The organism is Pseudomonas sp. S2_F03 (assembly GCF_054668335.1).
Genome location: NZ_CP162759.1, coordinates 4,493,167 through 4,519,350 on the forward strand (window position 1 = coordinate 4,493,167; position 26,184 = coordinate 4,519,350).

Below are 26,184 nucleotides of genomic sequence, written 5' to 3' on the forward strand. Positions count from 1 at the left end.
AGCGTGGTTTGTTCCTGGCCCTACGATGTAGGGCCAGCACTGAGGGCTCAGTCTTCTACGCTGTCGATAGCGAAGTTGATAAAGGCTGAACAACAGATGAGCATGAAACGAGCATCTGCTTTGGTTAGCTGGGATTCGTTATCCATCAGCGCGTGGCGTATACCATCGGCATCGTTGGTGTAACCGTAGAGTGCGGAGAATGCTGTCTTGAGACTTGGATGGAGGTGGTGTTTCTTCTCCAGCACCTTTAATGCTTGGCCAAGAGAAGCCTTGTCATCGCCGACAAGTTTCTTTACAAGTGACTCAACGGCGCTGATGCTTTCTTTGATCGAGTTGCGGTAATCTGGGTTGTTTCTATCGGTCAAAAAACCAAGAGATGTTTGCAGGTGAGTTCTAACCCCTGCATATTGGTCTGATCCTGATATAGCTCTTTCAATTTCTTCAATTTCGTCGGTTGATGTAATAGGTGTGATCTTGCCTGCAACAAATCGATAGGCGGAACTTTCCCTTTCCAAAACTAAATTACAGAGTTTAATGAAGGAGTCCGCTCTTACTGTAGACCCTAGGTTGTACTCTGGTCCGTGCTTGGCTGTAAATTCTATGAAGGCGTAAACTCTATCCCAGGTGCAACTAAAAAAATCTTGGCGGATGACAGGCAAAAAATCACGCCATCGAGAATTTATGGTGTCTATCGATTTTTTATAGTGCAGCGAGTATAACACTTTTGAAAACGTGTCAAAGTTAGAATCTTTAACGTAATCATACACCTTATGTCCTGATCGAAACTTGTTCCAATACGTTTCAATAAGTGCATTCCACAACGATATACGAAGGTCCATATCCATGCCGTTAGCTTGTATGACCTTTGTCGCTGGTGTTAGACCAATACGCTGCGAAAAATCCATTACCACCTCGTTCGTGTGATCGCTTGCTTTGGCCAAGGTCGGCCGCGTCCTGATGGCTGCATTGTACATGGTGGCGGGGCGCCAGTTGGTAAACAGAAATACCTCTTGAAACTACCGGAAATCTATCTAAATCCCTGCTGATAACTTAGCCTATCAGGGTAGCTGTCTAGATAGATATGGCCTATATGCTTTCGATGTGTTGCACGGGGCATCAGTAGACGCGATTCGTCCGGTACTGAAAGCCTTCAGCAAGCGGTGCAAGGAAATCCACTACGAAGCTAAGGCTCCAAGGGTGCTGGCAACCCTGCAAGCGCCTCTCAGCTTTGCCGCTGAGCTGGTGCTCAATGGGCAGTGCCGGGCGTTGTACCAGTTCTGCGTGGTTTTCCCCCTGTTTCATAGCCTATGATCATGGCATGCTGCGGTAAAACTTCATTACAGGGATTGGGTGCAGCATGGGCGAAGAGGCTGGTGGGGATAACAACGTCAAGGCGACAATCGAGGCAGTAACGGGCTTGGTGAAAGCTGTACCAGTTTACGAGGACGCAGTGCAGCCAGCAGCCAAACAGATTGGTAAATCTTTAGAGACAATTGGTAAAGCAATCAATGTGGCGCTTGCTCCGGTTGGCATGTTGGTCTGGGGCTATGAAAAGTGCCAAGAGTTCATATCAACCAAGGTTGCAGACCGCCTGAAAGATGTCCCGCCTGAAGACATCATTACGCCAAAACCGAATGTGGCTGGCCCAGCAATTGAGGCGCTTCGGTTCACCGGCCACGAGGAATCGCTTCGCGACATGTACGCCAATCTTCTTGCCACTGCCATGGACAAGAATACTTCGGATGGTGCTCACCCTGCTTTCGTGGAAATCATTAAGCAGCTCACACCCGATGAGGCGAGACTGATAGCTTATTTCATGGAGCCAAAGCCATTTCCATTGATTACCGTGCGTTCAGAATCAAAAGCTAATGGGGGTGGGTTTGATGCCATGAAGAGTGTTTCTCTGTTTGGGCGAGAGGCAAACTTGGAAATATCGAACTTGATTCCGAGCTACTTAGATAATCTTCGTCGACTTGGCCTGATTCAAATTCCAGAGAGTTACAGCTACACAGGCCCCGGCGTATACGATGAATTAGAGGGCAGCGAAAGCGTAGTGGCAATGAAGCAATACATTGAGCAGGTTCAAGAAGAGCGTGTTTGCAGGTTTGATAGGAAGGCGGTAGTTGTTACCAGCCTCGGCAGGCAGTTTGGGAGTGTCTGTGTGAATGATCATCAGGAACCCCCTAAAAACCCCGGTTAAACGCCATGTAAAGGGTGTAACTAGCATCGGTTATGAAAATATCGCTAGTTAGTCCGGTTGACTATAAGTCAGTGTTTGCGGGGGGTGTGGCTAGTTGTAGCCTAGCTGGAAACGGTGATTCCGCTTCAGCTTGGGTTTTCCGCACCAAAACGGCAGTTTTGAGCTGGAATCACCGATTTCTGCAAAAGCACACTCTGCCTTCCATCCCCTTGCGGAAAGAGCTTCCTGAACTAGCTTTGATGGTGTCGCTAACGTGGCGATAGGCTATTAAGGAGTAGGATATGGTTAACAAGCGTGGCCGAGACTCTGGTAACGGACAATTCATCCCTATCGACAAGGCCAAGAAGAATCCGGGGACAACGACGGTGGAAACAATCCCGCCACCGAAGAAACCAACGAAGCCTAAGAAGTAAATAGCTTCACCGTGGGGGTGAGACGCCCTCACGATCCTCAAGGACGAACCACCATGCCAGCCAATACAGACGCCCACGTCGCCACAGCAGACGCCCTGACCCTCCTGTTATACAACCAACACGCCCTAGCGGCTGCTATTGAGGAAGTGGCCCTATGGGCTAAATCCAGTGGCTCGCCCTACACGCATGACAACGCCGTCACGGCGCTGCAAACCCTCGATACAAATGCATCCGCCATTACAGACGCGATCAATCGGCTTCGGCAATCGTAGGTATCATCAAACGACCGTTAAACGATACCGTCTGTCGGACTTCTTCTTGGTATCATCAAAATAGCTTTGTGGATTAGGTGATCCTGAGTTATGGTGATCCCACGTTAAGCGATACCAAGGAAAGCCACCATGTCCCGTACCTTCTTGTATGCCCGGGTCTCGACCTCGGGGCAGTTCACCGAGAACCAGACTCAAGAGGTCAAGGCTGCTGGCTTTGATGTGCAAGCCAGCCGGGTAATCGAGGAAACCGTATCGGGCAGTGTTGCCGCCAAGGAACGCCCCGGCTTCCAGAAGTTGCTGGATCGTATGGAGAGTGGAGACGTGTTGCTCGTTACCAAGCTCGACCGCCTAGGCCGCAATGCCATGGATGTACGTCAGACCGTTGAGCATTTGGCGGCTAACGGTATCCGCGTCCACTGTCTGGCGCTGGGTGGGGTAGACCTGACTTCGCCAGCGGGCAAGATGACCATGCAAGTGTTGGGCGCTGTAGCGGAATTTGAACGTGACTTACTGATTGAGCGTACCCAGCAAGGTTTGATGCGTGCAAAGGCTGAGGGTAAGAAGCTGGGGCGGCCTGAGGCGATGGACACCACGAAGAGGGTTCTCTTCTGGAAGAGCAACAACAAGTCACAGGCAGAGGTGGCTGCTGAGCTGGGTATAGGGATTGCGACAGTTAAACGCCACTGGAACCGCACTAACGCCTGATGCAGCGTGGCATCAGTGGGTGTAGCACCTTAGGAGTGCAGTAGATGACGTATTCACGTTTGGCGCCGTACAGGGCCAGCAATGCAACACCGCTCTTTAACAACTGAGTAGCTTATTTCATGGGCATTCGCTTATAGCGGTGCCCAGTGCCAATGGCGTTTGACAGCGTGGCTGGTTCTCTGGAAATTCCAGATGTGAATCCAAGACGCTCGTGCAAGTGGTCAAAAAAATTGGCGGGAAAAATGGGTTCGCCAATATTATTGCCCCTACAGCGCTGCTAACGGTTGTCACTTCTTGCAGGGGTATGCGTGCTGCATCGCCATTAAGGTGAGGGTAACGCCGCCCTTGTGGAGTAATTCTGGATTCTCCTGCATGTACTTGACGGTAATCTTCGCAGCTTGCCCGGTTGTTATCTTTGGTGGCACGCAGAGCCTCAACTCTGGAGGGGAGGTAGTTATCCAGTCCCACCATCAGTTCGAGAACGGTTTGCATGGTGCCAAAGCAAAACCCGGTTTTGGCTAGATTTTCTACAGCAGGATTTTCGACATTTTTGCACCACTCAAGCAGCTCATTCCCGCTTGCGGCCATAGTTTCACCACACCCCAACGATGCTACCAGTGCAACCACTGCTGCTGTCCCTGCTCTCATGATGGCTCTCTATCTGCGTGTGTGATTCGGCAATGTAACCGACACGTATAGCCGGGTGCCATCGTCACGCGCTCGGTCAGGAGTTGAGCGTCAATCGCCCCTAGAAGTGTTCGCACCAGCCAAAATACACATCGTCACCTTCCAGAAAAACAAAGTTCTTTCTAGGGCCATCTTGGTATTCGTTGATTACTAGTGTGAACACCGCCGACCCGGGTCCTAGGCTCTGATCTAGCCGCATGGTCGTCACCACCTTGAAGCTGTTTTCTGTCGATCCGGGATCAATGACCTCAGGCGCAGTGACGTAGGAGTTTTTCAGTGCCCCGGCCATCACTCCGGTTCGTCTTTCTACGGTGAACTGTTTGCCGATGAACAAGTTACCTACAGAGCTTTCGCTTGCTGAGTCTGTCCGTTCAACGGTGCATCGATAGTCTGTTGCGGCCATGGCTTCACCACACCCAAGCGCTGTTGCCAGTGCAATCGCCCATGCCTTCATCGGTGCAGTCCTTTTATTAGATGGCTGAGCTTACCGTCTGAGTTGACCTGGTGCCATTACGTCACGCATTGGGCCAGGTTCTAGGGTTTACTCATTGTGGTATTTCGTGAGGCGAGCGTCAGAAATCGTTTTGTCCCATCGCTCAACGAACGTTAGAAATTTTTCATGGTTGTCAATGTACGTCCCCAGCCAAATCCCTATTCCGTCCGTTACAGCCTTGTACAAATCCACCAGATTGAAATAGTGGGTGTCGTCGTTTGGGCTGCGTTTCTCTGGCGGCAGGCTCCCAATGGATATCGAAATCCTTCGGACCGTTTTCTTCTGCACCTTGAGGGAGTGCAGGTTGGACATGTGTAGGAGACCGTTTCGCAGTTCCCAGAGTTCTTCGGCAGTGACGCCTACGGGGCTTAGATCTACATAAGTGTCCAGCCATTGGCAAAAAATGCTTGGTTCGTCTCTACCGACTTTGATGCCGCCAAACTCGACATAGGCAAGGCTGTCGATGCACGACAGAAAAAGCTTGGTTGCAGATGTGTAGTACTGATTGCTGAACAAGAGCTTGTAGGCTTTGAGGTAGTCGTCATTAACGAGTTCTGCAAAGTCGAAGGTGCCGGTTTTGCTGTATTCGACTAGCCAATCATCCATAACGCCAACCGCTCCAAGCTGTTTGTTTACATCCGCCATATCCAGTGGTGCGAAATCCGTTTTGTAGTTGATTGCTGGCTTCCCATCCAAAATGATTGTGATTATGGCGAGCGGCGCCACTGGTTGATGCTCCTGAAACGCATACTCGAACAGCTCTAATCCTTTGCCTACACGAGTCCTTGCATTGTATGCGTCGATGGTGAAACCGATGGGAGCCTTGGTTAGCTTCGCTTGTTTGTAATCTCGTTCAGCCGCCGTTCGCAAGAAGGTTTCCTTCTCTTCGTCGGTGCCGTCCACGTCATAGAAAATGTGTCCGAAGTAAAGGACTCGTTCCTGTGCATCAGCGATCAGGTAAAAGTTGTACACCGTTTCTTTCATGGTGGCTCCGTGCTCATGCTTGTGATGTCGAGGGTGTATTCCTGTCAGCGGAGCTGACGTTTAAACAGTCGGTAGGGTAGGGAGCTTCGATATAGCTTTGAGCTTCTGCTTTGGTGATGAACCATCCGAGTACACATCAAACGTCACCGTGCCCGTTTCATGGCCAACAAGTTCCTTGATCAGCCTATCTGCTACGTCTGCCCTCACCAACGAGGTTATGACCGTCGCCCTGATGCTGTGGAAAACTCGGGTGCGATCAAACCCCATGTTGGTTTTCAGCCTGCCAAAAGCCTTGCTCAATGCGTCCGACCGAATCCCGTATTTGTTGTTGCTGTCAGTAGGCACCAGATAGCCGTCTGTGGACGCTTTGGCGAGACGATTCACCGACACCGTTAGGTTGGGATGCACCGGCACCTGTCGAATCCCTGCTACGGTTTTTGAATCGACAATATCGAACATCTGCACCCCATCAACGGTAATCAAATGCTCCGTGCGAAGCTGGCAAAGTTCCTCGATTCGAGCGCCGGTATACGCACCCAACAGTATCAAATCTGGCAGCGCGCCTATGTTCTGTTCCTTTGCTGCTACGTATAGGGTGCCAACCTCTGCAATGGTGAAAGCCTTCCGTTTCGCGTCGAGTTTGGCCTTGCCCTTGAGCGTGGGTAAGATGTGTTTCTCGAAAGGGTTCGGATGCCCTTTGAAGGTCTGTCGCCACTGTGGCTCATGCTGCTGCGCCCACTGCCAAAACTGACTACCAGCAAGCAAATATTGTTGCTTGGTTTTGGAGCTGAGCGTCATGGCGTGGAGCCATGTATTTACCGAATCAAAGTCGAGCTTGGTGCCAGTCGTTTGCAGATGCTCCGACAGATTCAACAGCTTCGACTCCTGCTGATTGACTGTCTTGAGTGCAACGTGATGCTCAAGCCTGTAGGTGCGGAATGAGGCTAACCGTAGCTTCGTAATCGGCGAACGAGCTTTATAATTGGCAGGATCTTTCACCAGTGTTTCCAGTTCCTGGCCCTGCTCGTTGGTAAGCTTGAAATCCGTAGAAAGCCGGTGTTGCATCGATGTTTTAAGTGCTCGATTATATTCATCTTGCGTGTGTATTTCCCCCGCTAACCCATTCTCGCGCAGCGCTTTGAAGTCAATGGCTACGTTCACGGCGTATTGAAGATCTTTTAGAAAATTTGCCGCCATTTCTGGGGCGAGGGGTTGCGAGGGCGGAATAGATTCCCCAAGGAGCGCACGCTTTTGGTCACGCGTTACTTGATCGATTTTCTCTAGCGCCACCACTACTTCATCCTGCCAGCCGTCTGCCAGTTCTCGGCCATCGCGAATGGCCTTTATCTGGATCTTCCATGCGTGCAGGATGGGTAATCGCCTCAGTAGGGCTTCTGAGCGTGATCCTGTCTTGAGCGTCTGTGACAGGATACGGCGACCGCCAAAGGCTCCTTGTACATCCTTCGGAATGTCCAATCGCACGTGGTAGGTGCCACCTTGAAGTTCAAGATTGTTGGCCTTAGGCATGGTCGATTTCTCCGCTCATTCTACGTAACTATTCTACGTAAAATTGCCGTTAAAGCCAGTAAATGCAGCGTTTGTTGGGCTTCGTGTCTACGTATGGTGAGTCCCTATCTCTCCGCCATTACATATACGAAAAAGCCCTGATTATTCAGGGCTTTTTCGTTTCTGTGTTTCTGAAAAAATCCCGGCCCATACTTTGGACCCGCATGGCTTTGTGCTTTCGCGGACTCCCCTCCGGGCTCCCTGAATGGAATGAAGAGTGATGAGTTTCACAGGGTAAATAGAGAATCCAAAGCAACGGCTATAACATTGATTTTAGTCAATAAAATGACAAGAACAGTGCTGTAAACAGCACATCAACCTTATGGGGATGATGTGTTATGTACGAGCCCAACCAGACAGCCAGAGTTATCTGCAATGATCGTGAACTAGCCGATCAATTGCGCCCTCTCTTGGTTCAGATAGCGCCAGATTGCGAGGTGCTGAGCGCGCCGGGTAATTGCACTGCCGCGCCGTTTTGCCGCTGGCTCGGTGAAGGGCAATTGGGACCAACCGGGCGGATACAGTCCGCTTTGCTCGAAGCTACAGAGGTTTTAGAGCAGACAAGACATGCCTTCAAATCTCGCGAACTGGGGTTGCTACGACGACGATTGCAGGCATTGCTAGATAAATTGTCAGACAGCCCAGAATGATGTAAATATGCCATTAGTAGGTTCCGCCCAAGGCGGGGACCGGCTTTGCCGAGCAGGACAATGGGCCTGGAAGACGAAGCGCCGTGACAACCAGTTCTGGTTAAGAACTGGTTGTCACGGCGTTTTTTTTTGTCAGCAAAAAGTCATCCGTACAAACACCGGGGAGTGAGAATGAAGGTGACAAAAGATCTGACGGAGTTGCTCAGGCGCATCCGTCTCGATCACGAGGAGATCGTCGAGCGTTTCCGCTTTCTCGACTGGAGTGCCGAAGATGGCGAACGTCTCGGCGCAGCAGCCCCGCATATGGCCTCGGCTCAGCAGGCTTTCGTTGATCATTTGTACGGTCACTTGGCGAAATTTCCTACTCCGTCTGTGCTGCTTCGCGCGCCGGACGTCACCGCCCGACTGAAGCACAGCCAGGTCGAGTATTACCAGTGTTTGTGGGGCGGGCCTTACGATGACGAGTACGTCAACGGCCGTCTGCGCATCGGTGTGATCCACCAGCAGGTCGGCCTGGAGTTGAAGTGGTATCTGGGCGCCTATCGTCTATACCTCAACGACATGCTTGCAAGTGTGTTCGGCGACTGCCAAAACACCACGCTCTATTCAAGTCTGTTGAAAGCGGTTTTTTTCGACATGACTCTGGCCATCGACACTTACAGTGCGGCCCAGCACAAGGCTCTGGAGGACAGTGAGGCTCGCTTCGCCCGAGCGCTACGCGGTGCCAACGACGGTATCTGGGATTGGCATGTCGATCTGGATCGACTGTATGTTTCCGAACGCTGGGCCAACATGCTCGGCCTCAGCCGCGACAGCGTCGGCGAGAGTAGCGCCAGTTGGTTCGGTCGTGTGCATCCGGACGACTTGCCGGATTTTCGCCAAGCCATCGATGCCCATTTACAGGGGCAGACTTCCTTTGTTCACCATGAGTACCGCATCCGCCAAAACAACGGTGGCTATATTTGGGTACTGGTGCGTGGGGTCGCCGAAGCGACGACACCGGGCCAACTGCGCATGGCCGGTTCACAGACCGATATCAGTGCAAAAAAGGATGCCGAGCAGCGCCTTAAACATGCCGCCCACCATGACCCGCTGACCGGCTTGGCCAACCGAACGCGCCTTGATGAGCAAATGCAGAAAACCTTCATGAAACAGCGCAAGGGAGGTGTCCAGGAGGCGCTGCTGTTCATCGACCTCGACCGCTTCAAGTTGATCAACGATAGCCTTGGCCACAACGTCGGTGATCGAGTGCTGGTAGAAGTGGCACAGCGCTTAAGAGACTCTCTGCGCCCCAGTGATCAGCTATTCCGCTTCGGTGGAGATGAATTCATCGTATTGCTTCATGAACTCACTTGCGGCCGCGACGCCGAGCAAATATCCCAGCGCATTCTCGACAACCTGCATCAACCGCTGCACATGGACGGTAGGACCCTGGTGGTCAGTGCCAGCATCGGGATCGCGCCATTACATGATAACGGCAAGGCGCTGGATGTCCTCCAGGCCGCCGACCTGGCCCTCTACAGAGCCAAGTCTGCCGGCAAGGCGCGGTTCGCCCACTACAGCGAGGCGTTGCAAGACACCGCACAGCACCATCTGGAGTTGGAGTCCGCTCTGGGCCAGGCGCTGAAACACAATGAATTCGAACTGCACTACCAGCCGATCTATCGTCTTGATCAAGGGGCACCCCTCGTGTCTGGGGTCGAAGCGCTGTTGCGGTGGCGCCATGGCGAACGCTTGATCTCACCACTGGAGTTCATCCCGGCGCTGGAGGAGTCGGGGGAAATCATCCCCGTCGGCGAATGGGTATTGCGCCAAGCCTGTCAGCAGACCCGCCTCTGGCAACTGGCCGGTCATGAAAGCCTGCGTTGTTCGGTGAACATCTCCAGCCTCCAATTGCAACAAGTCGACTTCACCCTCCGGCTAATCGACATCTTGCAAGAAAGCGGCCTGCCACCCGCCAGCCTGATCCTGGAGATTACTGAAAGCCAACTGATGCACGACGACGAGGACACATTGGCCTGTCTGAACGAATTGGCCAGCCTTGGCGTGTTGTTGGCGCTGGACGATTTTGGCACCGGTTACTCCTCGCTTGGCTATCTCACGCGCTTTCCGCTGCACATCCTCAAGCTGGATAAAAGCTTCATCGGCGGCATCCCGTACGACCACAAAAAGAGCGCGATCAGCCAGGCGATCATCGGCCTCGGCTGTAGCCTGGGCCTGGAAGTGGTGGCTGAGGGCATCGAGAGCCCGGCACAACTCGACTTTGTGATCAGTGAAGGCTGCCACTACGGCCAAGGCTACTGGTTCAGCCGAGCACGACCGGCTGCGCAGATGCAACGGTTATTCAGCGGCGAAGACAGTTTCGAGGGGCTTGGGTGCCCGTTGCAGTAAGTACAGCAGGCACCCAGCGGTATCCATCAGCTAAGGAGGCAAATAATGAAAATCAATCTTCCGGTCAGTGGTCGTGCTGTCGAGTTCAGCGTCGATGCGAACATTATTTCAACTACCAACCCCAAGGGCGCCCTCACATACGTCAATCCGGATTTCATCAACATCAGCGGTTTCAGTGAGGCCGAGTTGGTCGGCGTCAATCACAACATCGTGCGTCATCCGGATATGCCGCCAGAAGCCTTCGCACACCTGTGGCAGACCCTCAAGGCCGGACGCTCGTGGATGGGCCTTGTAAAAAATCGTTGTAAAAACGGTGACCACTACTGGGTCAACGCCTACGTCACGCCGATGCAGCGCAATGGTGAAATAGTAGAGTACCAGTCGGTTCGAACGCTCCCGCCGAAAGCACTGGTAGTCGCCGCCGAACATCTCTATGCACAGTTGCGCAACGGTAAAAAAATACGCTACCTGACGCCGTCACGACTGTCTGTCGGCATGCGCGTAGCACTCGCCGGCACTGGGCTGAACCTACTCGGTTTTACCGTCCTTGGCATGGTCGGTGCCCTCGCCTGGAACATGGTGGTTATCGCTGCGCCACTACTTAGTTTGTTGCTCGCAGGCATGCTGCGCTACAGCCTGCGCCCCTTGGACGCCCTTGCCAGAAAAGCTAAAAATATCGCCGATAACCCACTAAGCCAAATGCTCTACAGCGGCCGCAGCGACCAATTTGGACAGATCGATTTCACCCTGAAAATGCTTGAAGCCGAGACGCTGGCAGTCGTCGGCCGCATTGCCGACTCGGCCCGTCAGCTGAACAAAGAAGCCGAAGAGCTCGTCGCCGCAGTGGACAACAACAACTGCGCGACCCTACAGCAGCAAGGGGAAACTGCTCAGGTGTCCAGCGCCATAACCCAGATGGCCAGCAGTGTGCAGGAAGTGGCGCGCAACGCTCAGCTCACCGCCAGCGCCGCGAGTCTGGCCAATCAAGAAACCGACCGAGGTCGACAACTGGTCGAGCAAACCCGCCAGCACATCGACAGCCTCGCCAGCGAGGTGCAACAGAGCGGCGCAGTGATTTATCAACTGGAACAACATAGCCAAGAAATCAACCGTGTAGTCGAGGTCATCCAAAGCATCGCCGAACAGACAAACCTGCTCGCCCTCAACGCCGCTATCGAGGCCGCTCGCGCCGGCGAGGCTGGGCGTGGTTTCGCCGTGGTCGCCGACGAGGTGCGCGGGCTGGCTACGCGCACCCAGCAATCCACCGCAGAAATCCAGGGAACCATCAATACCTTACGGCGCTCCACGGGGGATGCGGTGGTCGCGATGCAGCGTAGCCACAGCAAGGCCGAAACCAGTGTTGAACAGGCACTGTTTGCCGCCCGGGCGCTGGATGGGATCACCCAACGAGTCGGTGAAATAAGCGACATGAGTGTGCAAATAGCCACCGCCGTGGAGGAGCAGAGCGCGGTAGGTGACAGTATCCAGTGCAACCTGAAAAGTATCAGTCAAGCCACCCAAAGTAACGTGCTTGCCAGTAGCCAGAGCCACACGACTGCTGCCCATGTCGCCAAACTGGCCGAGCGCCTTCAACTGCTGGCGGCGCAATTCTGGGGACGTTCACGCAATGAATGACGAGTTCGAGTTGGCTGAAAAGCTCCCACCGCCAAGACTGACAGGGCTAGATAACCAAGTATTGAAGTTTTCCCGTCACTGGTATTTGAGTGGTGTCTATCTGCGCTGTACGTCCTGTGGCAGCGGGCAAAAAGCCAGTGAAGCCAACTTGCCATTCCCCCATGAGAGCAGTTGTCTTCGCGCGGACCCCCAGCACTACCCGTGGCATGATCTTGCCCGCATCCTGCATTGGGTACCGAGCGAAGATGTCGTTTATATCTAGGGCTAACCCGGGACGTTCCAGATCGTGAGGCGCATGCCTGACGACAACAGAAACAAGACACCTCCACGTCATTAGCTATCATGCACACAGAGCAAATCACCGGATAGCGGGGGAGTGCATGAACAAATGGCAACGGTTTTGGTTGGGAGTGAAGCTGGCTGCAGCCGTAGCGGCCTGTGCGGCTGCTGGTTTCCAGGCTTTTTTACTACATGCTGGACAGCCCTGACGCCACGGGAATACATCCGTTGAGCATTCTGGTGACCGGGCTGATCTTCGGCTTCATCATTTTTGGATTCCTTTCACTGATTGAAAGGACGGTGAAGCGTTTAGTGGCCCGTTTTGTCCCTGCCAAGCCCGCGCCTCAAGCGGAGCATGAGAACGATGTGGCGCTGACTGAGGAACAAACGTTGATACTGCCCGCTGGTGATTCAACCCAGCAGAAACAACGGTGAGAGGGTGTTATTCAGCCCCTCTCAAAACGTAGGCGGCGTCACCACCCAAATCACCACCGCATCCACATCTCCAGGGTTCCCATACCGATGCGGTTCCTGGCTGGAAAAGCTGAAACTATCGCCTTCACCCAGCAAAAAGTGCCGCTCCCCGACCCACAACTCAAAACTCCCCGACAGCAAATACCCCGCTTCTTCCCCTTCATGGCTATAACTCTGCTGGCTATAAGTCCCAGGGGGAAACCGCGAATGCAGCATTTCCAATTGTCGATTCGGCTGTGGTGTCAGCAGGTGATCAACGATGCCGTCTTCGTAATGCACGCTCATCCGGGAGTTTTTACGCACCACGATGCCGTCATCCTCCGGCGCCGTTTGCGTTTCGCTGGCAAAGAACCATTGAATGGTCACGCCCAGACTCCGGGCGATGTTGAACAGGGCCGGAATGGAAGGGTAGGCGAGGTTGCGTTCGAGCTGGCTGATGTACCCCGCCGTCAATTCGCTCATCTGCGCCAATTCGGCCAGGGTCATGCCCCGGCGTTTACGCAACCCACGAATTCGCGTGCCGAGGAAGTGCGGCTCAGCGCTGGCGCTGTCCGGTGTGGACGCGCCGGTGGCAGGCTGCATCTTGCTGCTGTTGCTCATGGCGTGCTCCAAACCGGGATCTGTCAAAACCCCGGAGTATAAACAGCCTTAAAGCTCCCAGGCGACTTTCAAACCTTCGTAAATGGCTTCTTCGGCGGTGCGCGGGGCGAGGCAGTCGCCGATGCGTCGAAACTCCACCAGGCCTTGCAGTTCTGCGCCGAGGGTGTCGACCGGTTGATGGCCCTGGCAGAGCACCAGGGTGTCGATGTTTTCGAAGATCATCGGTTCGCCGCTGGCGGTGTGTTGCAGGTAGACGGTGTTGTCGTCGCAGCCATACAGGCGGGCGTAGGGGGTGATCGGGATGCCAAGTTTGTGCAGTTCGCCGGCCAGTTGGTCGCGCACGTACAGCGGCAGGTTTTCCCCGCAATGGGTGCCGTTGACCGCCAGTTGCACTTGATGCCCGGCGCGTACCAAGCGTTCGGCGATGCCGGGGCCGATCCAGTCGCAGCGCCAGTCGATCACCACCACGGAGCGGCCGATTGGCACTTCCTCGCGCAGCACTTGCCAGGCGTCGACCACCTGCAATTCGCCGCCGCGCTCGAACGCTGGCCAGTACGGCTCGGCGCCGGTGGCGACGATCACTACGTCCGGCCGTTCGCGTTCCACCAGCGCGCGGTCGACGCGGGTGTTGCGCACGACGCGCACGCCGGCCAGTTCCATTTCACGTTGCAGGTTGGTGCTGGCGCCGCCGAATTCAGCGCGTTTCGGTAAAAGTTGCGCGAGCAAGACCTGGCCGCCGAGTTGTGAGCTGGCCTCGTAGAGGGTCACGTCGTGTCCGCGCTGAGCGGCCACGGCAGCGGCTTTCATCCCGGCTGGGCCGCCGCCGGCGATCATGATGCGTTTACGTTGCCCCGTCATTTGCCGCTGGCCGAAAATCAGCTCGCGCCCGGTTTCCGGGTGCTGGATGCAGGAGATCGGCAAGCCTTTGTGGAAGTGGCCGATGCAGGCCTGATTGCAGGCGATGCAGGCGCGCACATCTTCGAGGTGGCCGGTGTCGGTCTTGTTGGGCATTTGCGGGTCGCAGATCAGGGCGCGGGTCATGCCGCAAACGTCGGCCTGACCGCGGGACAGAATCAACTCGGCCTCCTGCGGCTGGTTGATGCGCCCGGTCACGAACAGCGGAATCGACAGGCCGGCCTTGAACGTTCCGGCTTCCTTCGCCAGATACGCGGCCTCGATCGCCATCGGCGGCACGATATGCACCGCGCCACCCAAGGATGCCGAGGTGCCCGCGACGATGTGCACGTAATCCAAACTCGGTTGCAGCAATTGCACGGCCGACAAGGACTCGTCTTCAGTCAGCCCCTCGGGATCGCGCTCATCGGCGGAGATGCGCAGACCGATAATGAAGTGTTCATCGGTGCTGGCGCGCACGGCGGCAATCACTTCGCGCAAAAAGCGCAGGCGCTGCTCCAGGTCGCCGTTGTAGCCATCGGTGCGACGGTTGACCCGCGGGTTGATGAACTGCGCCGGCAGGTAACCATGGCTGGCGACCACTTCCACTCCGTCGATCCCGGCCTGATGCAAACGCCGGGCGGCGGCGGCATAACCGGCGACAATCTCGTCAATCATCGCCTGATCCAGCGCACGCGGCATCACCCGGAATCGTTCGTTAGGCACCGCCGAAGCCGAGTAGGCGACCGCCAGCAGACCATCGCTAGACTCCATGATTTCCCGACCCGGATGGAAGATCTGCGACAGCACCACGGTGCCATGTGCATGGCAACGCTCAGCGATTTTGCGATATCCCTCGATGCAGGCATCGTCAGTGGCCATCAGCACGTGCGAGGTGTACCGCGCACTGTCATGCACCCCGGCCACTTGCAACACGATCAGCCCGACACCGCCTTCGGCTCGTGCGGTGTGGTAGGCGATCAGCTGCTCATTGACCAGGTTGTCGGTGGGCATCGAGGTGTCGTGACCGCTGGACATGATGCGGTTTTTCAGGCGTTTGCCCCGCAACTGCAAGGGTTCGAACAGGTGTGCAAAAGCGGCGGAAGAGGACGGCATGGTGCGGTTACTCCAGGCAGGCTGAAGCCGAAAGGCCGGGTTTTCGGCGTTGTTATTATTTGCCTATAGAAATTTACCTTCAGTAAAAAATCAACTTGTTTTTTTACTGGTGCTCGCAGTAGATTCATTTGGCGCCCGCACCTGGGGCGAACCTCACAACAATAAAAATGGGTCACGGCGGCGTGGGTCGCGTGGCACCTGCAAGAGGAACCACCGATGAAATCGAATACGCTCAAGCACGGTTTTTATCCTTTGGTCCTGTCCCTCGCCATGGGGCTCGGTAGCGCTCAGGCCGCCCCGGACATGGTCGTGGTGGGTTACGGCGGCGCCGGCCAGAAAGCCCAGGATGTGGCGTTTTTCCAGCCGTTCAGCGTCGCGGATCACAGCAAGCTGATCCAGAGTGAATACAACGGCGAGATGGCCCGGATCAAAGTGATGGTCGACACCGGCAATGCCGATTGGGACGTGGTGCAGATCGAAGGCCCGGACCTGATGCGCGGGTGCGACGAAGGCATGTACGAAAAGCTCGACTGGACCAAACTCGGTCGCGCCGAACAGTTGATCCCCGACGCCGCCCAGGCGTGCGGTTCGGCGGCGTTGGTGTGGAGCGTGGCGATTGCCTACGACACGCAGAAACTGGCGCAGGCGCCGACCTCGTGGGCCGACTTCTGGAACGTGCAAAAAATCCCCGGCAAGCGCGGGCTGCGCAAACGCGCGGTGTACAACCTGGAATTCGCCCTGCTGGCCGACGGCGTGAAAGTCGAAGACGTGTATTCCGTGCTGAACACTCCGCAAGGCGTCGACCGTGCATTCACCAAACTCACAGAACTCAAGCCTTACATCCAGTGGTGGGAGGCCGGCGCGCAACCGGCGCAATGGTTGACCGCCGGGGATGTGGTGATGACTTCAACCTACAGCGGACGGGTGGCCGCCGCCGCGCAAAGCGGCAGTCACCTCGGGCTGGTCTGGCCGGGCAGCCTGTATGGCATGGATTACTGGGCGATCATCAAGGGCTCCAAACATGTCGATCAGGCCAAGCGCTTTATCGCCTTCGCCAATCAGCCGGACGCTCAGGTCAAGTACGTCGAGCAGATTCCTTACGGCCCGACCAATACCGAAGCGGCCGCCAAACTCGATAGCCAACTCGCGCAATGGGTGCCCACCGCGCCGCAAAACCTGAAGGGCGCGCTGTCGATGGACGTGGCGTTCTGGGTCGATCATGGCGAAGAACTTGAGGAGCGCTTCAACGCCTGGGCCAGCAAGTAATCGCACGCGGCTGGACGCCTCAAGGCGTCCAGCCTTACTGTCTGCGCAGCCGATCAGCCTGGAGACTAAAACAATGAACGATATCGCCACGTTTTCTCAGCGCAGCGCCACCGAGCAGCGCCTGCGCGAGGAGTTGGCCGCCTGTTATCGATTGATCGCGCACTTTCGCATGACCGATCTGATCTTCACTCACATCTCGGTGCGCATACCGGGGCCTGAGCATCACTTCCTGATCAATCCGTACGGGTTGATGTTCGATGAAATTACCGCGTCCAATCTGGTGAAAATCGGCCTCGATGGCCGGGCCGTCGAGGCGTCGCCGTACCCGGTCAACCCGGCGGGGTTTGTGATTCACAGCGCGATTCACGGGGCTCGTGAAGACGCGCAGTGCGTGCTGCACACCCATACTAAATCCGGTTGTGCGGTGGCCGCGTTGAAGTGCGGATTGTTGCCGGTGAACCAGATTTCCATGGAGTTTTATGGCCGGGTCGCTTACCACGACTACGAAGGCGTGGCGCTGGACATGAGCGAGCAACAGCGCTTGGTGCAGGACCTCGGTGACAAACCGGTGTTGATGCTGCGCAACCATGGTTTGCTGACCGTGGGTGACACCGTGAGCCAGGCGTTTTTGCGCATGTATTACCTGGAAAAGGCCTGCGAAATCCAGCTCGCCGCACAAGCTGCCGGTGAGTTGCTGTTGCCGCCTGCCGAGGTCTGTGAACACACCGAACGCCAGTTCAACGACCCTGGCCGACCACTGGACGAAGGCGAGTTGAGCGACCCGGATGCCATGCAATTGGCTTGGGCTGCGATGCTGCGATTGCTTGATCGGGTGGCACCGGGTTATCGGGATTGACCGATGTTCATGTATTAATCGGCTGGCCCCATCGCGAGCAAGCTCGCTCCCACAGGGTTGTGTGTTGGACGCAAACAATGAAAACACACAGATCAAATGTGGGAGCGTGGCTTGCCCGCGATGGGCGCGACACGGTCCCAGAACCCTGCAACCGACTAGAGACTTGCCACCCTCTTGCTGTACAGTCGTTCAGCGCGCGGCTTAGCCAGCCGCATCCCCAACGATTGATCCACAGAGAGTGTCGCGCATGAGTCAGGAAGCCCGTTTTTCCCGCATGGAGCCGGAGTTGCGCAAGGCCAATCTGATCGAGGCGACGCTGGTGTGCCTCAAGCGCCACGGATTCCAGGGGGCCTCGATCCGCAAGATTTCCGCCGAAGCCGGTGTCTCGGTCGGGCTGATCAGCCATCACTATTCCGGCAAGGATGAACTGGTGGCCGAGGCCTACCGGGCGATTACCGGTCGGGTCATGAGCCTGTTGCGCGACGCTATGGCCCACGCGGCACCCAACGCCCGCGAAAGGCTGTCGGCATTCTTCCGCGGTTCGTTTTCCGCCGAATTGCTCGACCCGCAATTGATCGATGCCTGGCTGGCGTTCTGGGGCGCGGTACGCACGGCGGAGTCGATCAACCTTGCGCACGAGCATTCCTATGGCGAGTACCGCGGCATTTTGCGCAAGGTGCTGACCGAGTTGGCGCAGGAAGAAAGCTGGGAAAACTTCGACGCCGATCTAGCCGCCATCAGCCTCAGCGCATTGCTCGACGGCTTGTGGCTGGAGTCGGGGCTCAACCCCGGTACGTTCACCCCGGAACAGGGCATCCAGATTTGCGAAGCATGGGTCGACGGATTGCAGGCGGGCGGGCGGCAGCGGTTTTGCGTCCAGACGACGGGCTGTTGATCGGTCGTTCAGCTGTCGATACTCTCTGGCGCCAAAGCAGTAAAACACTCTAATAAGAAACACGCCTTCGGGCATACGCGGGACACCATGCGATGACTCCTCGGGTATTGATCGTCGACGACGATCCGCTGATTCGCGAACTGCTGCAGGCCTACTTGTCCCAAGAGGGTTATGAGGTGCATTGCGCCGCCACGGCGGAGCTGGCCGAAACCTTCCTGGCGAGCCAGGCGGTCGACCTGGTGATGCTCGATATCCGCCTGCCGGGCAAGGACGGCCTGACCCTGACCCGGGAGCTGCGGGTCCGTTCGGAAGTCGGGATCATTCTGATCACCGGGCGCAACGACGAAATCGACCGCATCGTCGGCCTTGAATGCGGCGCCGATGACTACGTGATCAAACCGCTCAACCCACGCGAACTGGTGTCACGGGCGAAAAATCTGATACGCCGGGTTCGCCACGCGCAGACACCGCAACCTGCAGCGGCCATCGCCAAACCGGTCAAGAAATTCGCCGCCTGGGCGTTGGACACTGACCGTCGACGGTTGATCGACCAGACCGGCGCCGAAACCCTGCTCACCCACGGCGAGTACCAGTTGCTCAGCGTGTTCCTGCGCAACAGCGGCCACACCTTGAGCCGCGATCAACTGATGGATCAGATCCGCAATCGCGAATGGGTGCCCAACGATCGCTCCATCGACGTGTTGGTCGGACGCTTGCGCCGCAAGCTGCACGACGACCCGGCCGAGCCGCAACTGATCATTACCATTCACGGTGCCGGTTACCTGTTCACTGCCAGCGTGGCGGCCTGAATACCATGCGGCGGGTGTTTGGCCTGCTGTTGGCGCTGGTCGCGAACGGTGCGATGGCGGCGGAAACAGTTCGCTACTGCGATTACCCGGTGTACCCGCCGATTTCCTGGAGCGACGGCAAACAGGTTCGCGGCCTCGCCCCCAGCGTCGTTAAAAACCTCTTCGGGCGTTTGGGTTACGACGTCGACATCGTCGTGCTCGGCAACTGGAAACGCTGCCTGCTCGACGCCGCCGAAGGCCGGGTCGATGTGGTGCTGGCCTACAGCACCGCGCAACGCGAGCAGAGCATGGTGTTTTCGACGGTGCCGGTGTTGCGCGAGGAGGTGGCGTTATTCATCAACCGTCAGCGCCCGGTGAAATTCGAGCGCCTGGAAGACCTGGCAAATTACCGTGGCGGGCTGTTGTTCGGCGAAAGTTACGGCGTGGATTTCGACCGCTTGGTGGCCGAGCATCAGAACATTGAATGGGTGTCTGACAGCGGCCAGAATTTCGGCAAGCTGATTCGCGGGCGCATCGATTTCATCACCTCGGAACGCCGCACCGGGCAGCTTTACGTCGAGAACCTGCCGGGCGCGCAAGACATCGTCGCGCTACCCAATGCCTTGAGCGTCGACTATTTGCGAGTGGCCGTCTCGCGCAAATCCTCCTTGGCCACGCGCATGCCGCAGATCGACGCGCAATTGAAGCGCATGGTCGATTCCGGGGAGGTCGATCGTTTACTCAGCGAAAGCGAGGTCACGTACCGCGACATGATCAACCTGCCGGCGAACTCGAAATGATCCGCGCCCGACCCGGTGGACTGTTACGGCGTCTGTTGCTGTTCATTCTGTTGTTCAGCCTGTGCTTTACCGTGCTGGCGAGCACCGTGCAGCTGTACTTTGAATACCGCCGCGAGATGCGCGATATCGATTCGCGCATGGAGCTGATTCGGGCCGGTTACCTGGCCAGTCTGGAGCGCAGTCTTTGGGACTTGAACCAGGAACAACTGAACGTTCAACTGCGAGGGCTGGTGGACTTTTCCGACGTGGCGCGGGTTCATCTGATCAGCCCCGATTTCGATCTGCTGCACGGCAGTTCGGACCCGGTCGGGCCGTTGCGCATCGAGCGTTTTGAACTGGATTATCAGCCACCGACCGGGCCTTCACGGCACTTGGGGCAGTTGGAAGTCAGCACCGATTTGGGCGCAGTGCATCAGCGCCTGTTCGCCACCGGTTTGACCAGCCTGCTGTGGATGAGTGTGTTTCTGTGCGGTCTGGCGGTGGCGTTGTCGGGGCTGTTTTACCGCTTGGTCACGCGGCACCTGCAAGTGATGGCCGAGTTTGCCCGGCGCATCGCCGCCGGTGACTGGCACGAGCCCCTGCACCTGGACAAGCGCCGCCACGCTCAGCAAGACGAAATCGACACCGTGGCGCATGCACTGGACGACATGCGCCGGGCGATTCTCAGCGACATTGACCGTCGCGAAACCGATCGGCTGGCCCTGCAAGACAATCGCGACGAGTTGCTCAGGCTGGTCGAACGCCGCACCGCCAGCCTGATGCGCGCCAAGGATGAAGCCGAGGCCGCCAACCTTGCCAAGTCGCGTTTTCTGGCGACCATGAGCCACGAGTTGCGCACCCCGCTCAACGGCATTCTCGGCATGGCCGAACTGCTGCGCGGCGCGAGTCTGGATGAGCGCGACGGCAAACGTCTGGATGCGCTGTACAAGGCCGGCGAAGGCTTGCTGTCGATTCTCAACGAAGTGCTGTATTTCGCCCGACTGGAAGAGGGCGTCAGCCACCCGGAACCGGTGGACTTTTCAATCCGGCAACTGCTCGACGAAGTGCTGACACTGCTGGAACCGCGCGCGCTGAGCAACGACACGACGCTGCGCTGTCGAATCGATCCGCACGTCGCCGAGCGCCATCACGGCGCCGAACAATTCCTGCGTCAGGTGCTGAGCAACTTGCTGGCCAATGCGATCAAGTTCACTGAGGGCGGCGACGTCAATGTGGAAATAACGCTGCTGGCTCACGCTGCGAAACAGACCGGGCAACACGTGCGCGTGAGCGTGACGGACAACGGCATCGGCATCGCTCCTGCCATGCAGGCAAAGATCTTCGAGCGCTTCACCCAGGCCAGCGAAGAAGTGGCGCAACGCTTCGGCGGCACCGGGCTTGGCCTTGCGATCAGCAAACATCTGGTCGAGCAGTTGGGCGGGCAAATTGGCGTCGACAGTGACGTCGGGCGCGGCAGTTGTTTCTGGTTCGAGTTGACGTTGCAGCCGGCAATCGGCGTGGCGGCGAGTGCGCTGAGCAGCGCGCCGGGTGAGGCGTTGAAGGTGTTGGTGGTCGAGGATGTGGCGCTGAACCGCGAAGTGGTCAGCGGCTTGTTGCAGCGTGACGGGCATCAGGTCTGGCTCGCTGAAGAAGGCGAGCAGGCGCTGGTGCAATGTGCCGAACAGACCTTTGATTTGATCCTGCTCGATGTGCACCTGCCGGGTATCAGCGGCGTCGAGCTGTGCAAACTGATCCGGCGCAACAACGGGCCGAACCGTCACACCCGCATCTTCGCCCTGACCGCCAGCGTACAGCCGGCCTTGATGCGCGGTTATCTGGATGCCGGGATGGATGGCATTCTCGCCAAGCCTCTGAAACTCGAAAACTTGCGACAAGCGTTGGCCGGGCAGTTGCCGGTATCCGCGCCACAGCCGGATGACGAGGCCATGGATTGGCCGTTGCTAGAGACCCATCGCACGTTGCTGGGTGAACAGAAACTTCGGGGCTTGTTGCGAGTGCTGCTCGACTCGATCAGTCAGCATCGCGAAGCCCTCACCGAAGCCATCGAGGCCGACGACTGCACCGAAGTCGCACAGCTGGCCCATCGACTGGCCGGCAGCAGCGATTCATTGGGCTTTCGCGCGTTGGCCAATGTGTTGCGGGCCCTGGAGGAGGCCGCGCTGGTCAACGACGAGTCGGCATTGCGCGCCATGGCGCCGAAGGTTCAGGCGCAACTGCACAACGCGCAACAGACGCTGGCGGACCTTTTGCGCAGCTGACGTACAAGTTCGTTACGACTTTTTACATCTTTGATCTTTACGGTCAACGGGACCTTACAAGGTCTTCCAATAATCGAGGCAACCGCCACAGCGCGGTCTTCGAAGCTTATTGGAGATAATAATAATGAACTGCCGTAAAGCTGATCCTTCCCCGCGCCATGCCGCACACCTTGCTGACTATTGAGGTGCGGACATGAGCGAATCTACCGAAACCAAAGGCATCCAACTCACCCGCGCCCTGAAAAGCCGGCACATTTTCATGTTGTCGCTGGGCGGCGTGATCGGCACCGGGCTGTTCATGGGCTCCGGGGTAACGATCAATCAGGGCGGGCCGGTGGGCGCGATTCTGGCGTACCTGGTCGCTGGTTTCTTGATGTATCTGGTGATGGTCTGCCTGGGCGAACTGTCCGTGCAAATGCCAGTGTCCGGCTCGTTTCAGACCCACGCCACCAAGTTCATCGGCCCGGCCACCGGGTTCATGATCGGCTGGGTGTACTGGATGAGCTGGGCGACCACCGTGGGCCTGGAGTTCACGGCAGCGGGCATGTTGATGACACGCTGGTTTCCGGCGGTGCCGATCTGGTATTGGTCGGCGCTGTTTGTGGTGGTGCTGTTCGGTTTGAACGCACTGGCGACTCGCGCCTTCGGTGAGGCCGAATACTGGTTCTCCGGGATCAAGGTGGCGGCGATTCTTGGCTTTATCGTGGTCGGCGTGCTGGTGATCTTCGGCGCTATCCCGCTGACCAGCGGTGCACCGGCGCCGATGATGAACAACCTGATCGGCGATTCACTGTTCCCCAACGGCCTGTCAGCGGTGTTCGCGGTAATGATGACCGTGGTCTACGCCTTCCAGGGCTGCGAGATCATGGGCGTGGCTGCCGGCGAAACCGATCAGCCGGAAAAAAGCATCCCGCGCGCGGTGCGCAACGTGGTGTTTCGCGTGTTGATTTTCTATGTGCTGGCGATCGTGGTGTTGTCGGCGATCGTGCCGTGGCAGCAGGCCGGGTTGATGGAAAGTCCGTTCGTTCAGGTGTTCGACATGGTCGGCATTCCGTACGCCGCCGACCTGATGAACTTCGTGATCCTCACGGCGATTCTGTCGGTGGGCAACTCCGGCCTGTATGCCTCGACGCGCATTCTGTGGGCGATGTCGAAAACCGGCATGGCACCGAAAAGCCTGTCGCCGTTGAGCAAGCGCGGCGTACCGCTGCGGGCACTGAGCATCACGTTGTGTTTTGCGCTGGTGTCGCTGATGACCAGCTTCGTCGCGGCAGACACGTTGTTCATGGTGTTGATGGCAGTGAGCGGCATGTCGGGCACCGTGACCTGGATTGTGATTGCGCTGGCGCAGTACAAATTCCGCAAGGCGTATCTGCGTGATGGCGGCAAGCTCAGCGATCTGAAATACCGCGCGCCATGGTTCCCGCTACTGCCGCTGACGTGCATTGCGTTGTGCTGCTCGCTGTTCGTGTTCCTGGCGCTGGATGAAACGCAACGGCCTTCGTTGTACTGGGGCTTTGGATTTATTGCGCTGTGCTATGGCGCGTACTTCCTGATCCATCGCAAGCGCGAAGCGGTGCTGGCACCGAGCTTGCCGACTGTTTAATTCCTTGATTCAAAACGCATTCCCTGTGGGAGCGAGCTTGCTCGCAATAGCGGTAGATCAGTCAACAGAGATGTTGAATGTGAAGCCCTCTTCGCGAGCAAGTCGAATCGTCGCACCGTCGCTCCCACAGTTGTTTTGCGGCGGGCTGTAGGCAGTTGTTCGAAGTTGTAACAGCGCTATCCTCATAGTGCCGGTGTTTTCAAATAAATCATTTAAATACAAATAGATAGACACATTTTTAAGCTGTTACAGCTCATTTCCTTGCCAATTGCCGCCTTACTGAACACTCGTTTAGTATGGCCTCAAGTCGCATCACCTCAGACCAATCACAAAAATTCGAGGATTCGCATGACTACTCAATCTTCTCTGCTCAGTCAGGTTGAAGCCGGCGTTGCCTGGATCACCCTCAATCGCACCGCCCAGCGCAATGCGCTGGACATCCCGACCCTGAAAAACCTCCACGCGTTGCTGGATGATTTCAGCGCCGACCCCGCCGTGCGAGTGGTGGTCCTGACCGGCAGCGGTCGCAGCTTCTGCGCCGGCGCCGACCTCGCCGAGTGGGCCGACGCTGAAGCCCGTGGTGCCCTCGAAACCTACGGCTGGACGGAAACGGCCCACGCCTTGATGAGTCGTTTGTACAGCCTGGAAAAACCCACCATCGCCGCCATCAACGGCACCGCCGTCGGCGCCGGGATGGACCTGACGCTGTGCTGCGACCTGCGTATCGCTGCGCAATCGGCACGCTTCAAGGCCGGCTACACCAGCATGGCCTACTCGCCGGACGCCGGTGCCAGTTGGCACCTGCCACGGCTGATCGGCACTGAACAAGCCAAACGCCTGTTGTTCCTCGACGAGTTGTGGGGCGCCGATCGCGCGTTGGCCGCAGGCCTCGTCGGTGAAGTCTGCGCCGATGAACAACTGCTGGCGGTGACCACCGAACTGGCCACACGCCTGGCCAACGGCCCGACCTTCGCGTTTGCCCAGACCAAAAAACTCATGCGTGAAGGCGCCCAGCGCAACCTGCCGGAGCAACTGCAAGCCGAGTTGGCTGCCGGCCTGCTGTGCGGTCGCAGCGAAGACGGCAACGAAGCCCTGCGCGCCTCCATTGAAAAACGCCCGGCCCGTTTCATCGGCCGCTAAGCCCGAACACCACCTTCAGCACACGAACAACAGGTAGCCCCATGAATTTCCAACTGACCCAAGAACAAGAAATGTTGGTGGACGCGGTACGCAGCTTTGTCGCCAAGGAACTGCTGCCTCATGAGGAAGCGGTCGACCGTGCCGACGAAGTCTCCCCAGAGCTGGCGGCACAGATTCGCGGCAAGGCCATCGCCGCCGGTTTCTATGCTTTCAACATGCCGGAGGAGGTGGGCGGTGGCGGTCTGGATTACCTGTCTCAGGCGCTGATCGAGCGTGAGCTGTCGAAGGTTTCCTGGGCGCTGCACGTGTTCGTCGCTCGCCCGTCGAAAATCCTCATGGCCTGCACCGGCGACCAGATCAACGATTACCTGTTGCCGTGCATTCAGGGCGAGAAGATTGATTGCTTCGCACTGACCGAACCGGGCGCCGGCTCCGACGCCAATGCGATCAAGACCCGCGCCGTGCGCGAGGGCGATGACTTCATTCTCAACGGCAGCAAGCACTTCATCAGCCACGCCGGCCACGCCGATTTCGCCATCGTCTTCGCCGTCACTGACACCTACGAACACAACGGCAAAAAGCGTAACGCCGTGACCTCGTTCCTGGTCGATCGCAACACGCCGGGCATGACCATCCGCCGTGGTCCGAAGTGCGTGAGCAACCGCGGATATCACACCTACGAAATGTTCTTCGACGACTGCCGCGTACCGGCTTCCAAAGTGTTGGGCGAAGTCGGCAAGGGCTGGGACGTGGCCAACGCCTGGCTCACCGCCGGGCGGGTGATGGTCGCCGCCAACTGCGTCGGTCAGGCGCAACGCGCGCTGGATGTGTCGCTGCAATGGGCGGCGGATCGCAAGCAGTTCGGCCAGCCGATCGGCACCTATCAGGGCATCTCGTTCAAGCTCGCGGACATGGTCACGCAGATCCGCGCGGCCGAACTGCTGACCCTGCACACCGCCTGGAAAATGGACCAGGGCACCATGACCGATGGCGAGGCCGGCATGGCCAAGCTGTTCGCCAGTGAGGTGCTCGGCAAAGTCGCCGATGAAGCGGTGCAGATTTTCGGCGGCATGGGCCTGATGGATGAATGCCCGGTGGAACGCATCTGGCGTAACGCCCGGATCGAGCGCGTCTGGGAAGGCACCTCGGAGATCCAGCGGCACATCATTTCCCGCGAATTACTGCGGCCGCTGCTGCGCTGATCGCCCCGGAGAAT

The 26,184-nt window shown here is 57.2% G+C and carries 22 protein-coding genes; 15 read left to right on the forward strand and 7 right to left on the reverse strand.

Annotated elements, in window-relative coordinates; genetic code table 11:
• Window positions 1–47: 47 nt before the first annotated feature.
• Window positions 48–941, reverse strand: coding sequence for an AbiJ-NTD4 domain-containing protein (locus AB4N76_RS21010; RefSeq protein WP_460163464.1), 894 nt, complete (start codon window positions 939–941; stop codon window positions 48–50).
• 416 nt (window positions 942–1,357) lie between these two features.
• Here AB4N76_RS21010 and AB4N76_RS21015 point away from each other — a divergent pair, with 416 nt between their 5' ends.
• From AB4N76_RS21015 to AB4N76_RS21025, 3 genes are all read left to right on the forward strand, one after another.
• The gene (locus AB4N76_RS21015; RefSeq protein ID WP_460163465.1) at window positions 1,358–2,200 is read left to right on the forward strand and encodes a DUF4393 domain-containing protein; all 843 of its coding nucleotides are present in this window, start codon (window positions 1,358–1,360) and stop codon (window positions 2,198–2,200) included.
• A gap of 466 nt (window positions 2,201–2,666) precedes the next feature.
• Window positions 2,667–2,885, forward strand: a complete 219-nt coding sequence (locus AB4N76_RS21020; RefSeq protein ID WP_460163466.1) for a hypothetical protein — start codon at window positions 2,667–2,669, stop codon at window positions 2,883–2,885.
• Between the two features lie 129 nt (window positions 2,886–3,014).
• A complete protein-coding gene (locus AB4N76_RS21025) occupies window positions 3,015–3,590 on the forward strand; it encodes a recombinase family protein (protein WP_460163467.1) in 576 nt (191 codons plus the stop codon).
• 117 nt (window positions 3,591–3,707) lie between these two features.
• On the opposite strand, the gene AB4N76_RS21030 is transcribed toward AB4N76_RS21025, so the two are convergent.
• The 4 genes from AB4N76_RS21030 to AB4N76_RS21045 all read right to left on the reverse strand — a co-directional run bounded on the left by AB4N76_RS21030 (window position 3,708) and on the right by AB4N76_RS21045 (window position 7,281).
• A complete protein-coding gene (locus tag AB4N76_RS21030; RefSeq protein WP_460163468.1) occupies window positions 3,708–4,217 on the reverse strand; it encodes a hypothetical protein in 510 nt (169 codons plus the stop codon).
• Window positions 4,218–4,338: 121 nt separating this feature from the next.
• Window positions 4,339–4,731 carry a hypothetical protein gene (locus tag AB4N76_RS21035; protein WP_460163469.1) on the reverse strand — a complete coding sequence of 131 codons (393 nt, stop codon included), beginning with the start codon at window positions 4,729–4,731 and terminating at the stop codon, window positions 4,339–4,341.
• An 87-nt stretch (window positions 4,732–4,818) separates the two neighbouring features.
• Complete coding sequence (locus AB4N76_RS21040; protein WP_460163470.1) at window positions 4,819–5,754, reverse strand: hypothetical protein; 936 nt, start codon at window positions 5,752–5,754, stop codon at window positions 4,819–4,821.
• A 60-nt stretch (window positions 5,755–5,814) separates the two neighbouring features.
• Window positions 5,815–7,281 (reverse strand): tyrosine-type recombinase/integrase, encoded by a 1,467-nt coding sequence (locus tag AB4N76_RS21045; protein ID WP_460163471.1) that lies wholly within the window; start codon window positions 7,279–7,281, stop codon window positions 5,815–5,817.
• A gap of 860 nt (window positions 7,282–8,141) precedes the next feature.
• Between AB4N76_RS21045 and AB4N76_RS21050 the strand changes: the two genes are divergently transcribed.
• From AB4N76_RS21050 to AB4N76_RS21060, 3 genes are all read left to right on the forward strand, one after another.
• Window positions 8,142–10,361 carry an EAL domain-containing protein gene (locus AB4N76_RS21050; protein WP_046029547.1) on the forward strand — a complete coding sequence of 740 codons (2,220 nt, stop codon included), beginning with the start codon at window positions 8,142–8,144 and terminating at the stop codon, window positions 10,359–10,361.
• A gap of 45 nt (window positions 10,362–10,406) precedes the next feature.
• A complete protein-coding gene (locus AB4N76_RS21055) occupies window positions 10,407–11,996 on the forward strand; it encodes a methyl-accepting chemotaxis protein (RefSeq protein WP_109787403.1) in 1,590 nt (529 codons plus the stop codon).
• Between the two features lie 507 nt (window positions 11,997–12,503).
• Complete coding sequence (locus tag AB4N76_RS21060) at window positions 12,504–12,710, forward strand: hypothetical protein (protein ID WP_460163472.1); 207 nt, start codon at window positions 12,504–12,506, stop codon at window positions 12,708–12,710.
• A gap of 21 nt (window positions 12,711–12,731) precedes the next feature.
• Here the strand turns inward: AB4N76_RS21060 and AB4N76_RS21065 are convergent, their stop codons facing one another.
• Window positions 12,732–13,331 (reverse strand): cupin domain-containing protein, encoded by a 600-nt coding sequence (locus tag AB4N76_RS21065; RefSeq protein ID WP_109787420.1) that lies wholly within the window; start codon window positions 13,329–13,331, stop codon window positions 12,732–12,734.
• A 66-nt stretch (window positions 13,332–13,397) separates the two neighbouring features.
• A complete protein-coding gene (locus AB4N76_RS21070; protein WP_046029559.1) occupies window positions 13,398–15,359 on the reverse strand; it encodes an oxidoreductase in 1,962 nt (653 codons plus the stop codon).
• A gap of 216 nt (window positions 15,360–15,575) precedes the next feature.
• On the opposite strand from AB4N76_RS21070, the gene AB4N76_RS21075 reads away from it, so the two are divergent.
• From AB4N76_RS21075 to AB4N76_RS21115, 9 genes are all read left to right on the forward strand, one after another.
• Window positions 15,576–16,625, forward strand: coding sequence for an ABC transporter substrate-binding protein (locus AB4N76_RS21075; protein WP_460163473.1), 1,050 nt, complete (start codon window positions 15,576–15,578; stop codon window positions 16,623–16,625).
• Between the two features lie 73 nt (window positions 16,626–16,698).
• On the forward strand, window positions 16,699–17,481 hold the full coding sequence (locus AB4N76_RS21080; RefSeq protein WP_046029563.1) for a class II aldolase/adducin family protein: 783 nt from the start codon (window positions 16,699–16,701) through the stop codon (window positions 17,479–17,481).
• Window positions 17,482–17,728: 247 nt separating this feature from the next.
• Entirely contained in the window at window positions 17,729–18,376 is a 648-nt protein-coding gene (locus tag AB4N76_RS21085) for a TetR family transcriptional regulator C-terminal domain-containing protein (protein ID WP_046029566.1), read from the forward strand.
• Between the two features lie 92 nt (window positions 18,377–18,468).
• Window positions 18,469–19,185 carry a response regulator gene (locus AB4N76_RS21090; protein WP_046029569.1) on the forward strand — a complete coding sequence of 239 codons (717 nt, stop codon included), beginning with the start codon at window positions 18,469–18,471 and terminating at the stop codon, window positions 19,183–19,185.
• A gap of 5 nt (window positions 19,186–19,190) precedes the next feature.
• Window positions 19,191–19,964, forward strand: a complete 774-nt coding sequence (locus AB4N76_RS21095) for a substrate-binding periplasmic protein (RefSeq protein WP_077430721.1) — start codon at window positions 19,191–19,193, stop codon at window positions 19,962–19,964.
• Window positions 19,961–22,222 carry an ATP-binding protein gene (locus tag AB4N76_RS21100; RefSeq protein ID WP_460163474.1) on the forward strand — a complete coding sequence of 754 codons (2,262 nt, stop codon included), beginning with the start codon at window positions 19,961–19,963 and terminating at the stop codon, window positions 22,220–22,222. Before AB4N76_RS21095 ends, AB4N76_RS21100 begins: the two co-directional genes overlap by 4 nt.
• A 193-nt stretch (window positions 22,223–22,415) precedes the next feature.
• Window positions 22,416–23,828, forward strand: a complete 1,413-nt coding sequence (locus tag AB4N76_RS21105) for an amino acid permease (protein ID WP_460163475.1) — start codon at window positions 22,416–22,418, stop codon at window positions 23,826–23,828.
• A 348-nt stretch (window positions 23,829–24,176) separates the two neighbouring features.
• Window positions 24,177–24,968: an enoyl-CoA hydratase/isomerase family protein gene (locus tag AB4N76_RS21110; protein ID WP_046029579.1), complete on the forward strand. Its 792-nt coding sequence runs from the start codon at window positions 24,177–24,179 to the stop codon at window positions 24,966–24,968.
• A gap of 41 nt (window positions 24,969–25,009) precedes the next feature.
• On the forward strand, window positions 25,010–26,170 hold the full coding sequence (locus tag AB4N76_RS21115; protein WP_046029583.1) for an acyl-CoA dehydrogenase family protein: 1,161 nt from the start codon (window positions 25,010–25,012) through the stop codon (window positions 26,168–26,170).
• Window positions 26,171–26,184 lie beyond the last annotated feature (14 nt).